We start from the raw sequence: 12,277 nt of genomic DNA on the forward strand, positions 1-12,277 counted from the left end.
GGAGGGGCCACACTGCGACGGCACGCCTGATCCGGCTCCGGCCGACCCCGCTCCCGCAGGGCACCCGCCCACTGCATCTATCCATCGCGTGCACTCGCTGCAGCGCCGTGCGCTGTCCATCGTCGACCGGATGCGATGCCGCGTCCCCGCGAGGAGAGTCTCTCCCATGCAAACCAGTCCCCTGGTCCGCCAGCTCGAACTGAGCCTCGGCCACTATCTCCCGAGCGTGCTCGGCGCTGTCCTGATCCTGGTCATCGGAATCGTGGCCGCGCTGTTCGTGCGTGGTCTGATCCGCAGCGGCATGACCCGCATGCGCATCAACGAACGGGTCAATGCCGAGACCGCTTCGCGCATCGACATCGTCCGCGTCGCAGCCGCGGTGGGTTTCTGGTTCGTGATCATCCTGGCGCTGATCGGGGTGTTCAGCGTGCTGCGGGTCGACGGCCTGTACGGCCCGTTCTCCGCGCTGGTGACCGAGATCATGCTGTACCTGCCGCGCATCCTGCTCGCCGCGGCACTCGCGCTGGTGGCCTGGCTCGTGGCGACGGTCTTGCGCGCCGGGGTGAACCGGTTGATGGCGGCCGGGCGATGGGACGAGAAGCTCTCCGCATCGGCCGGGGTCCGCCCCCTGTCGGCGGTGCTCGGCGACGTCGTCTACTGGCTGGTGCTGCTGCTGTTCCTGCCGGCGATCGTCGGGGCGCTGCGGGTCGAGGGCCTGATGCTGCCGCTGTCGGAGATGACCCTGCAGGTCACGACCATGCTGCCCAACATCTTCGCCGCGGTGATCATCGGTGTGGTCGGCTGGCTCGTGGCCAAGGTGTTGCGCGGCCTCGCGACCAATCTGCTCGCGGCCAGCGGCGTCGACCGCTACAGCCAGCGCGACGGCCTCGCCGGAGGCGTGCGGCTCTCGCAGCTCGGGGGCACTGTCGTCTTCATCCTGGTCATCGTGCCGACGCTGATCGCCGCGCTCGACGCGCTGGCCATCCGCGCCATCTCCGATCCGGCCTCCGACATGCTCGGCATGTTCCTGACCGCCATTCCGAACATCCTGGCGGCTGCGCTGATCCTGGCGGTGGCCTGGTATCTGGGCCGCTTCGTCACCGGGCTGCTGACCCGCCTGCTGGAAAGCCTCGGCGTCGACCGGATCCCGGAGCATCTGGGTCTGGGCCATCTGTTCGAACCCACGCCAGCCGCCGCGACGCCTGCACCGGTGGACCAGGCGCTGGCCGCCGCCGATCCGGTGGCCGCCGCGGGCATGCCCGAGCCGGGGCCGCCGCTGGTCGATCCACAGGGCGCGCCCATGCGCACTGCAGGTTCGAGCGGGCTGTCCGCACTGGTCGGCCGGATCGCGCTGTTCTTCATCCTGTTGTTCGCCACGGTCGAGGCCGCGCATCGGCTCGGCTTCATCGGGGTACGCGACCTGCTGGCGACGTTCATCGCCTTCGGCGCCGATGTGCTGCTGGGTGCGGTGATCCTGGTCGTCGGCTACTGGCTGGCGGATCTGGCGGCGCGCGCGATCCAGCGCGCCAATCCCGGGCATGCCATCGGCCTGTCGCGCATCGCGCGGGTCGCGATTCTGGGCCTGGTCATCGCGATGGGCCTGCGCGCGATGGGCATCGCGGACGACATCGTGAATCTCGCCTTCGGCCTGGTGCTGGGCGCGGTGGCGATCGCCGTGGCGCTCGCCTTCGGTCTAGGCGGACGCGAAGCAGCGGGCCGGGTGACCGATCGCTGGGCCCGCGAGTATCTCGAGCGGCGCGAGCGCGGGGATCGGCTGCCCTGATCCGCGCGCATCCCCGTGCCCCGGCGAAGGGGCACGGGCGGGCGCGATGACTGCAGGACGCGAGGCCCGCTCGCCATCGCCGGGGACTCGCTTCGCGACGAATCAGTGCTTGCAGTGGGCACGCATCGCGCCTGCGGCGTCGGGGGGCGCTTCGGGCCAGGCCGCTGCCCGGTGCGCACTGCCGGTGATCGACATCGATGTCGATGTCGATTGAACCGCCCTGTTAAGAGAAGCGGCTCGGTGGAGGCTGGACGCTGCGACTGATCCGGGTCGAAGGGGCACACGTGCGCATGTGCGCTGAGCCATGCCTCGGCCCGTGCTGCGGTCTGCCGCCGGGACCGCTCACTGGTCGATCGTCGATGCGCTCACGCGGCCACGGCCGGCCGCCGTGGGCAGAATGGGGCTCGACGCCCGGCGCGCCGGCCCGGATAGCACGCTTGCGCGCCGCAACAGTGTTGCGCCAGTGGCGCCGGCCGCTTCGCGCGGAGCCTGTACCGGCAAGGCTCCGTGTCGCCGATGCCGAAGAACCCCTTGCGAGCGCGCACCGGCGACGGCCCTGGCGCGGCGCGCCCTTACTCCGGCGGCATCTCGTCGCGCACGCGAAGAAAGCGTGCGAAGCGCGGCAGGCCCGTGGACGTGGTGCCGGTGTAGCGGTAAGTGACCCAGCTCCCACGCGGCGGCGGATCGGCGCGCTGCGCGTCGCTGAACCCCGTCCCGATGCGGAATGTGCGCCCGTCGGAATGCTCCACCACCAGCGCGCCGAGCATGCCGGTGTACTTGCCCTTGCCCGGCGCGTGGTCGACCACCCGGGCCTCGGCATCGTCGTGCGGCTTGAGTTTCAGCAGTGCGTGGCTGCGGCCGGCGACGTAGCGCCCGTCACCGTGATGCAGCATCAGGCCTTCGCCGCCACGCGCGACCACGTCGGCCAGACGCGCATCGAGCGCGACGCGCGTGGCGACGCGGGTCTGCGGCACCATCTGCAGCTGCGCGTGGCCGGTGCGTGCGACCAGCGCGGTCATCGCCGCCACACGCTCGCCGAAGGTGCCCGGGTGCGCGGGTAGGTCGAACACCATGAAACGCACCGGCGCCCAGGCGGCCTCGTCGCGCGCGTGACCGCGCACCACGGCGCTGACCGCATCGAAACGCCCGCGCGCGATCCACAGCTCACCGTCCATCGGGGTCGCCGGCCAGCCGCGGGTGAATGCGGCCGGTGTCTGGATCCGGTTGCCGCCACGGGTCCACAGGGTCCGGCCGTCCCATCGGCCGCGAACGCCATCGAGTTTCTCGCTGACGAAGTACGCCGCCACATCGATGTCGGCGGTGCCCAGGTCGCGTGCCAGCATCAGCGCCGGTGGCGAGACCGCGTGCCCCGCCCGCGGCCACAGGACCAGCAGGCAGGCACACCAGAGCACGGCGAGGAACAGGACGCGGTCGCGGCGGCGGTGTCGGTTCGCCATGGTCGATGCACGGCAGCAGGGGCGACCAGCCTGCACCGACCGCATCCGCCGCGTCAGACGCCGGCGATGTCCGGCGGCGTGGGGGCCGGCCGCGATTCCGTGTCCGGCAACTCCCACACGCCGGAGCGCCGCCGGTCGCGGCGCTCCGTGACGTCAGAAGGGAAGTGCCAGCCCCGGGTCGAGCGCCAGCAGCTGCTCGCGGAACACCTGCTGGATCCGCGCCAGCGCCTCGCGGCTGTCGGCATCGAAGCGCAGCACCAGCACCGGCGTGGTGTTCGACGCGCGGACCAGGCCCCAGCCGTCGGGCCAGTCGGCGCGCACGCCGTCGATCGTCGACAGGCGCGCACCATCGAATGCGGCGGTCGCCTGCACGCGGGCCACGAAGGCATGCGGATCGCCGCCGGGCGCATCGATCTTCAGCTCGGGCGTCGACACGCCGCTCGGCAGCGCCTTCAGTACCGCCGACGGATCGTCGTCGATCGCCAGGATCTCGAGCAGGCGCGCCGCGGCGTAGATGCCGTCGTCGAAGCCGTACCAGCGCTCGGCGAAGAAGAAATGGCCGCTCATCTCGCCGGCCAGCTCGGCGCCCGTCTCGCGCATCTTGGCCTTGATCAGCGAATGCCCGGTCTTCCACATCAGCGGGCTGCCGCCGTGGCGCAGCACGTGGCCGGGCAGGCGGCCGGTGCACTTCACGTCGAACACGATCATCGCGCCGGGATTGCGCTCCAGCACGTCGGCGGCGAACAGCATCAGCAGACGGTCGGGGTAGATCGTCTCGCCGTCGCGGGTGACCACGCCCAGCCGGTCGCCGTCGCCGTCGAAGGCGAAGCCGAGGTCGGCATCGAAGCGCTGCACCGTGCGCACCAGATCTTCGAGATTCTTGGGTTCGCTGGGATCGGGATGATGGTTGGGGAAGGTGCCGTCGATGTCGCAGTACAGCGGCACCACCTCGGCTCCGATCGCCTCGAGCACCCGCGGACCCAGCTCGCCGGCCACGCCGTTGCCGGCGTCGACGACGATCTTCAGCGGCCGCGCGATCTGGATGTCGTCGGCGATGCGGCGGACGTAGTCCTCGCTGATGTCGCGCTCGCTGAGTCCACCGGGCTGCGACGCGGCATGGAGCCGGTCGTCGGCGACCCGCGCGTGCAGATCGGTGATCGCCTCGCCGGACAGGGTTTCGCCGCCGACCACGATCTTGAAGCCGTTGTAGTCGGGCGGATTGTGGCTGCCGGTCACCGAGATGCAGCAGCCCGTGCGCAGATGGAACGCGCCGAAGTACGTGAGCGGAGTCGGCGCCAGTCCGATGTCGATGACGTTTCGGCCGGCCCTGCGCAGGCCTGCGACGAGTCCGGCGACGAGGTCGGGCCCGGACAGGCGGCCGTCGCGGCCGACCACGATGTCGGTCAGGTCCTGCTCGCGCATCAGCGAACCGACCGCCTGGCCGATGAGCTCGGCCACGCCGGCGTCGAGCGTCTGGCCGACCACGCCACGGATGTCGTAGGCGCGGAAGATCGATGGATCCAGCACCACCGAGGGCGCGGCCTTTTTCGGTTCGCTGCGCGCGGGCGGCGGCGGGGGCACCGACGCGCCGTCTTCCGTCGCCGTCGGCTGTTGCAGCGACTCGGCCAGCGTCGGTGTCGCGTCCTCGCGCGCCGTCGCGGGTCGCAGATGGCGCGGCAGGCGCCACGCGGCCACGGCGAGCACCAGCAGCAGCAGCGCCGCGACCAGCAGCGGAATGGCGTCCAGGCCCAGTGGCGTGCGGCCGACATGGGGCACGGCGGCGGACACGCGCAGACCCGTGTCGGGCACCGGCCGGCCGAGCCGTTCGGCCACATTAGCCAGGTCCGTGTCCCCGCGGGCGTGCACGGTATAGCCGCCCTGGCGGATGGCGAGATACGTGGCGCCGTCCATGTCCACCGCGTCCAGCGCCGTGGTGATGCGGCTCAGCGGCAACTGGGCCACCGCCACGCCGACCACACGGTCGCCGGTGCGCGCCGGCGCGGCCACCAGTACCCGCGGACGGTCGTCCACCTGGGCCACGCCGATCACCGGCGCGTCGCCGCTGATCGCCGATTCCAGGATCGCCAGCCTGCCGAAACCGCCGTCGCCCAGCGCGGCGTAATCACTGCCCAGGTCGACCGGCAGCACCTGCGCGGTTTCCAGCTGCGGCCAGTCCGCGCCCATCGCGCGAGCGGCCGCGTCGAGATCGCCCTCGGCCAGCGCCCGCTGCACAGGCGCGGCATCGAGCTGCGCCTGCAGACGCTTGAGGTCGTTGCCAAGCGCCTGGCCCAGGGCCGAGACCGCGGCATCGCGGCCGCGTTCCACGCTGGTGGTGCGGTTGTCGCCCTGCAGCTTCTGCCAGCCACTCCATGCAAACCAGGCGGCCCCCAGTGCCAGCACCAGCGCCAGCAGCGGTGCGGCCGGACGCAGCTGCGCCAGCAGCGCGTGTGCCCGGTGCGGATCCTTCTCGCTCATCGTCTGTCCCCGTCAGCGCACGCCCGAATGCCCGAAGCCCCCGGCCCCGCGTGCGCTATCGACGAAAGTATCCACCACATTCAGCGTCGCCCGCACGATCGGCAGCAGGACCAGTTGCGCGATGCGATCCCCGGGCTCGATCGTGAACGCATCCTTGCCCCGATGCCAGAGGCTGATCAGCAGCGGCCCCTGGTAGTCGGCGTCGATCAGGCCGGTGCCGTTGCCGAGCACGATGCCGTGCGTGTGGCCGAGCCCCGAGCGCGGGAGTACCACCGCGCACAGGCCCGGGTCGCCGATGTGGATGGCCAGGCCCGACGGCACCAGTGCCGCGTCGCCGGGCAACAGGGTCAAGGGCTCGTCGAGCGCGGCGCGCAGGTCGAGACCCGCGCTGCCTTCGGTGGCGTAGGCGGGCAGCGGCCACTGCTGGCCGAAACGCGCGTCCAGCACGCGCACATCGAGGGTGTGGGTCATGGCGCCTCCGAGGCGAGCCGGGCGGTGATCATGGCGACGAGCGTAGTCGCGAGCCGGGTCTTGCTGTCGGGCCCGAGCGCGTGGCTGCCGGCGGCGTCGTGCACGACCAGCTGGTTGTCGTCGCTCTCGAAGCCGCTGCCGGGCACCCCGACCCGGTTGGCGGCGAGAAGGTCGACATCCTTGGCCGCGCGCTTGGCGCGGGCGTGGCTGTCCACGTCGTCGGTCTCGGCGGCGAATCCCATCACCACGCGCGGCCGCGGGCGGTGCGCGGCGACGTCGGCGAGGATGTCGCGCGTGCGGACCAGTTGCAGCTCGAGCCCCGTCTCGCCGCCGCGTTTCTTGATCTTCGAGGGTGCGACCTGCGCAGGCGTGAAATCCGCGACCGCCGCGGCGCCGACGTAAACGTCGGCCGGCAATGCGGCGAAGACGGCCGCATGCATCTGCGCGGCCGAGCGCACGTCGATGCGGTGCACGCCGGCCGGCGTCGGCAGATGCACCGGGCCGGCGATCAGGACGACCTCGGCGCCGGCGTCCGCGGCCGCGGCGGCGACCGCGAATCCCATCTTGCCGCTGCTGCGATTGCCGAGGAACCGCACCGGATCGAGATCCTCGAACGTCGGCCCGGCAGTGACCAGCACGCGGCGCCCGGCGAGCGGTGCACTCATGCCGGCAGCGCGGCCACGATCGCCTGCGGTTCGACGAGCCGCCCCGGCCCCGACTCGCCCTCGGCCAGCGGCCCGTCCTCGGGCCCGATGACCTGCACGCCGCGCTCGCGCAGCCGGGCGATGTTCGCCTGGGTCGCCGGATGCAGCCACATGCGGTGGTTCATCGCGGGGCACACGGTCAGCGGGGCGGTGGTCGCCAGGCACAGCGTGGTCACGAGCGTGTCGGCGAAGCCGCAGGCGAGTTTGGCCAGGGTATTCGCTGTCGCCGGCGCCACCACGACGCGCGTCGCCCAGCGCGCCAGCTCGATGTGGCCCATCGCGGCCTCCGCCCCCGCGTCCCACAGCGTCGTGCGGACCGGGGCGCCGGACACCGCCTGGAAGGTGGTGGCGGAGACGAAGTGCTGGGCGCTGTCGGTCATCGCCACGCGCACCTCGGCGCCCGCGTCGCGCAGGCGCCGGACCAGGTCGGCCGCCTTGTACGCGGCGATGCCTCCACAGACGCAGAGCAGCACGCGCTGGCCGTCCAACCGGGTCGAAACCGCTGCCATGTCCGGCGAAGTCCTACGTAAAAACCGGCGGACAGCTTACCCGAAGCAGTGCGGACGACCGGCTGCCGCGGTGCCTCCGGCGGGATGCAATGGTCCTCCGGTCGGCCCGGCGCGCACTGCCTTCCCCTGTCACTGCGCCCGGCGCCGACCGCTCCTCACACGAGGTCGCCATGCACATCCGCGATTGGCCTGCCGACGAACGCCCGCGCGAGAAACTGCTGGCCCGTGGGCCCGGTGCGCTGTCGGATGCCGAGCTGCTGGCGATCTTCCTCGGCTCGGGCCTGCGCGGCCAGGATGCCGTGGCCACCGCGCGCGGCCTGCTCGCCTCGCACGGCCCCTTGCGGCGTCTGCTCGAGCGCGGGCCCCGCGGCCTGGCCGAGCTCCCCGGCCTCGGCCCCGCGCGCGCCTGCCGGCTCGCCGCGGCTCTGGAGCTCGGCCACCGGGTGCTGGCGGCGGACCTGGAGCGCGGCGAGGCGATGACCGACCCGGCCGCCGCGGGCCGCTACTTCGCCCAGCGCCTGCGCAGCCTTGCCCACGAGGTGTTCGCGGTGCTGTTTCTCGACGTCCGCCATCGCGCCTTGGCGTTCGAAGAGCTCTTCCGGGGCACCATCGATGGCGCCGAGGTCCATCCACGGGAGATCGTGCGGCGCGCGCTGGCCCACAACGCCGCGGCGGTGATCGTGGGCCACAACCATCCCAGCGGAAGCCGCGACCCCAGCGACGCCGACCGCGCGGTGACCGCGCAGATCCGCCAGGCCCTGGCGCTCGTCGATATTCGCCTGCTCGATCACTTCGTCGTCGGCGACGGACCGCCGGTATCGCTGGCCGCACGCGGGTGGGTCTGACCCGACGCGCTGCTGCAGGCGCACGAGGCCGCTGCACGCGGGCGACGCCCGACACCCCGAGGACCCTCGCCCGTCGCGCTGCCGATGGCGAAGTGCATGCGTGCCGCCGCCAGCGACGGCCCGGCCCTGGTCGCGACTGCCTGTGGCGGCATGAGAAGCGTGTGGCAAGCCGCCGGGTGCCGCCATCCGATCCAGATGTCGAAGGCGTTGCAGACGAGGGGGTCATCGCAGGTGCAGGCCTGTGCGGCCTGCGCTTCGAGCGGGCAGGCGTGCGAACGCGGCTTGCAGTCCTTTGCCTCGTGTCGCGCGTTGCAGCCCTGTCCGAGGCTGACGCGCATCGCGCCCCTGAAACTCCGGCATCGGCGCGCCGCAGTGCTGCGCGTCCCACGGGAACGAACTGCGGTGCGGCGGTACTGCGGACCCGGCGCAGCGCAGCGCCACGACGGTCCGGGTCGCGTTGCAGGGACGCGACCGCCGCGCTCGTGTCGTGACCTCGCGCCCTGTGCCGCGTCGGGCATCGCACAGGTCCATCGCTTGGCCTCTACGTGTAGCGCAGCGCAGCGTCACCGGTCCTCATCGCGTTGCAGGATGCGCCCGCGGTCCTCGCATCGTGACGTGGCGCCCTGCGCCACGCCGTCGGGCATTGCACAGGTCCGTCGTCTGGCCTCCACGCGCAGCGCGGCGTCACCGTGGTCCGGCTGGCGTTGCAGAACGCGCCTGCCGCGCTCGTATCGTGACCTCGCGCCCTGTGGCGCGCCGTCGGGTATGGCACAGGTCCATCGCCTGGCCTCCACGCGCAGCGCGGGGCACACTGCGCCGATGTCCAGTACGTTTCGTCCTGCCGACGCCTGCCCCTGCGGGCGCGGGCGTGCCTATGCCGCCTGCTGTGGACCGCTGCACGCAGGCGCGCCGGCGCCGGATGCCGAAGCGCTGATGCGCTCGCGCTACACCGCCTACGTCATGCGTGATGCCGCCTATCTGCGTGCCAGCTGGCATCCGCGCACCTGCCCGCCGACGGTGGACCTGGACGCTCCGGTCTGGATGGGCCTGGAAGTGAAATCCGTGCACGCGCTCGACGACGACCACGCCGAAGTGGAGTTCGTCGCGCGCTATCGCATCGGCGGCGGGCGCGCCGTGCGCATGCGCGAGCGGAGCCGGTTCGAGCGGGAAGGCGGTCGATGGCGCTACGTCGACGGCGACGTGATCTGAGCGGTGCCGGGCGGCCGGGTGGACCGGCCGCACCGCAGCGGGTGGGGGCCTGTTCGATCGGGACGGAATCCTGCGCCGCGGCGGTCGGGCACGCGCGCAGGACCAGGCGCAGGATCGGGATTCGGCCTCCCGGGTTCGCGACCACGCATCACGGTCGATGTCCGTGTCCCGGACACCGCCGGCACGGGTCCGACTGAGCCTCCCATGAAACGCGTCGTCCCACCGCGCGCGCCGGGTGACCGACCTCAGGCACAGTGTCGGGCGAATTCCGCAGGAGACCCGGCATGACCACACGCATGCGCCTCGCCGCACTCGGCGTCCTCGTTGGCATTGCCGGCATCGCCGCGGCACAGACCGCACCGCCGCCTGCCGATCCGGCCGCGTTCGCGCGCTGCCTTTCCGGCATCCGCGCCGATGCAGCGAAGCAGGGGGTGCCGGCGGACGCCTTCCAGCGCCTCACCTCCGACCTGCAGCCCGACATGAGCGTGCTGCCCCTACTCGACGCGCAGCCGGAATTCACCACGCCGCTGTGGGATTACCTCGCCGGACTGGTCGACGACGAGCGGGTGGCCGATGGACGGGCGATGCTGGTGCAGCATCGCGACCTGTTGTCACGCGTCGCTGCGCAGTACGGTGTGGACGCCGAAACGGTGGTGGCGGTGTGGGGCGTCGAAAGCGACTTCGGCCGGATCTCGGGCAAGCGGCCACTGCGCGTGTCGCTGGCGACGCTGGCCTGCAACGGCCGTCGCCAGGCGTTCTTCCGCAGCGAGTTCGTCGCCTTGCTGAAACTGCTGCACGACGGCGACCTGCGCGATCCGGACACCACCGGATCCTGGGCGGGCGCGTTCGGGCATACCCAGTTCATGCCCAGCACCTATGCGCGCATCGCCGTGGACTTCGACGGCGACGGTCGCCGCGATCTGGTGGCCAGCATTCCGGATGCGCTCGCGTCCACGGCGAACTATCTCAAGCGCGCCGGTTGGCAGACCGGGCGGCCTTGGGGCCACGAAGTGACCTTGCCTGCCGGCTTCGACCTCGCCCAGGCCGGACGTGGCAACCGGCGTCCGGTGTCCGAATGGACCGCGCGGGGGATCGTGCGGCGCGACGGCGGCCCGTTGCCGGCGGGTGACACCCGTTCGGCGGTGATCGCGCCGACCGGCGCACGCGGACCGGTCTTCCTCGTGTTCCGCAACTACGACGCCATCTACTCCTACAACGCGGCCGAGAGCTACGCGCTGGCGATCGCCTCGCTGGCCGACCGACTGCGCGGCGGCGGCGGATTCGCCGCGCCCTGGCCCACCGACGATCCGGGCCTGTCACGCGCCCAGCGGCGCGAGCTGCAGACCCTGCTGCTCGCGCGCGGTCACGACATCGGCGAGGTCGACGGCATGGTCGGCACCGCGACGCGGCGCGCCATCCAGGCCGAGCAGCGTCGGCTCGGCCTGACCCCGCAGGACGGTCGCGCGGGCCTGCGCATCCTCACCGCGCTGCGCGGCGCGCGCTGACGTCGCCGCCTGCCGCGTCATCGCGTGGTGGACGGGCGGTGAGTGCCGCCGGGCTGTGGCCGGGCCGCGGGCGCACATGCAGCGTGTCCGGCGCAGCGACGCCCCGGGCCGCGCATCCGGGAGCCGGACGGCAACGGAGGCGAGAAAGGCCCATGCCGTGGCACCGGCACCGGCCGCGCTCGAGGCGCGACCGTAGTCCAGCGTCTGCGTGCGGCTGGAGGCGCGACGGCGATGCGCTTTGCGAGGCGGATGCGACGACCGCGGTGCGACGACGCCCGGCAGGCGCCGCGTGGAACGGCGCGTGCCGCCTCCGGCACTGTTTCCTTGCGCCCCGGGTTCGGGCTCCGACGCAGCCGGGGCGCCCGAGAGGGCGGAACCAGGCCTCCGATGACGCCGGGGCCGGCGCCTCGGCGTCACCGAGCACCTCTCGGCACGGCGCCGCAGTGTCTGACCACACCCGGTGCCGGTGTCGGCGTGAGCCGGCACGACGGAAACGCCCAGCGGACGCGTGCAGGGCGGCCGGCATACGTCGGGCACGAAGCGGGATGCCTGGCCGATCCGGGTCTACCGCCCGGGAGGAGCTCGCGGCGTCATCCGGCGCGAAGGAACAGCGAGCCGGTCGCACCGCCGCCGCGCCAGGCGCCGGGTCCTGCACTCGACGCCTGCGGCGCCCTGGAGGTCCATGACACCGATGCAGCGGTCGATGCCGACCCGCGCTGCGCCAGCCGCCTGGCCTGCCGGGCGAGCCCGCTTCGCGCGACTGCGCGCGCACGGCGGAGACCACGCGGTCTCCGCGTCGCGGGTCGAGCCCGGTGACGTTCGAAAACGCGGCGAGGACTGATCACCCCGCCGCACCGAGGACCCGCCCCGGCGAGCCTCCTCAGCCGCAGCGGAATCCGCTGATCGCACCGCCCGCGTCGAGATCGATGTTCAGGCGATCCTCGCGGAAGTCCATCGTCGCGGCGTCGGTGGGACCGAGCGCGCGGTACTGGCGCGCGCCCGCTTCGCGCATGGCGCGCTCGTAGAGCGCCTCGCTGCCGGCCTGGCCGATCAGCGCCTGCACGGCTTCGGTATCGCAGGGCGTGGCCGCGGCTGCGCCCGGCGTCGCGGGGCCGTCGACCGGATCGGCCGGCGCGGCCTCGGTCTCGATCGGGCTGCCGGCGCCGGTATCGGCATCGGCCACGCCCGCAGCAGGCGGTTCTTCTTCGAAGGCCTCGTCCTGCGCAGGCGCGCACGCCGCGAGGAGCAGGACGGGGACCAGGAACGCGGCGTGCAGGGCGCGCGGCAGCGGCAGGCGGGGACGAGGGGACATCGGACTG

At 72.6% G+C, this 12,277-nt stretch carries 8 protein-coding genes and 1 pseudogene; 4 read left to right on the forward strand and 5 right to left on the reverse strand.

Annotation, left to right across the window (positions count from 1 at the left end):
- The first annotated feature begins 166 nt into the window (after window positions 1–166).
- On the forward strand, window positions 167–1,783 hold the full coding sequence (locus H0E82_RS01210; protein ID WP_180543153.1) for a mechanosensitive ion channel: 1,617 nt from the start codon (window positions 167–169) through the stop codon (window positions 1,781–1,783).
- A 572-nt stretch (window positions 1,784–2,355) separates the two neighbouring features.
- Here H0E82_RS01210 and H0E82_RS01215 read toward each other — a convergent pair.
- The 4 genes and pseudogenes from H0E82_RS01215 to coaBC form a co-directional block, all read right to left on the reverse strand.
- On the reverse strand, window positions 2,356–3,240 hold the full coding sequence (locus tag H0E82_RS01215; protein ID WP_180543154.1) for a DNA ligase: 885 nt from the start codon (window positions 3,238–3,240) through the stop codon (window positions 2,356–2,358).
- 153 nt (window positions 3,241–3,393) lie between these two features.
- A complete protein-coding gene (locus H0E82_RS01220; protein WP_180543155.1) occupies window positions 3,394–5,715 on the reverse strand; it encodes a phosphomannomutase/phosphoglucomutase in 2,322 nt (773 codons plus the stop codon).
- 12 nt (window positions 5,716–5,727) lie between these two features.
- Window positions 5,728–6,186: a dUTP diphosphatase gene (gene dut / locus H0E82_RS01225; protein WP_180543156.1), complete on the reverse strand. Its 459-nt coding sequence runs from the start codon at window positions 6,184–6,186 to the stop codon at window positions 5,728–5,730.
- A pseudogene (gene coaBC / locus H0E82_RS01230) lies at window positions 6,183–7,399 on the reverse strand (bifunctional phosphopantothenoylcysteine decarboxylase/phosphopantothenate--cysteine ligase CoaBC). The gene dut and the pseudogene coaBC overlap by 4 nt, the downstream one beginning before the upstream one ends.
- Window positions 7,400–7,569: 170 nt before the next feature.
- Here coaBC and radC point away from each other — a divergent pair.
- The 3 genes from radC (at window position 7,570) to H0E82_RS01245 (ending at window position 10,958) form a co-directional block, all read left to right on the forward strand.
- A complete protein-coding gene (radC, locus tag H0E82_RS01235) occupies window positions 7,570–8,244 on the forward strand; it encodes a RadC family protein (RefSeq protein ID WP_180543157.1) in 675 nt (224 codons plus the stop codon).
- Window positions 8,245–9,063: 819 nt separating this feature from the next.
- Entirely contained in the window at window positions 9,064–9,453 is a 390-nt protein-coding gene (locus H0E82_RS01240) for a YchJ family protein (RefSeq protein WP_180543158.1), read from the forward strand.
- Between the two features lie 284 nt (window positions 9,454–9,737).
- Window positions 9,738–10,958, forward strand: a complete 1,221-nt coding sequence (locus H0E82_RS01245) for a lytic murein transglycosylase (protein WP_235974119.1) — start codon at window positions 9,738–9,740, stop codon at window positions 10,956–10,958.
- Window positions 10,959–11,838: 880 nt separating this feature from the next.
- On the opposite strand, the gene H0E82_RS01250 is transcribed toward H0E82_RS01245, so the two are convergent.
- Window positions 11,839–12,270 (reverse strand): I78 family peptidase inhibitor, encoded by a 432-nt coding sequence (locus tag H0E82_RS01250; RefSeq protein ID WP_180543159.1) that lies wholly within the window; start codon window positions 12,268–12,270, stop codon window positions 11,839–11,841.
- Window positions 12,271–12,277 lie beyond the last annotated feature (7 nt).

Source organism: Luteimonas deserti (assembly GCF_013425765.1).
Taxonomy (GTDB): Bacteria; Pseudomonadota; Gammaproteobacteria; order Xanthomonadales; family Xanthomonadaceae; genus Luteimonas; species Luteimonas deserti.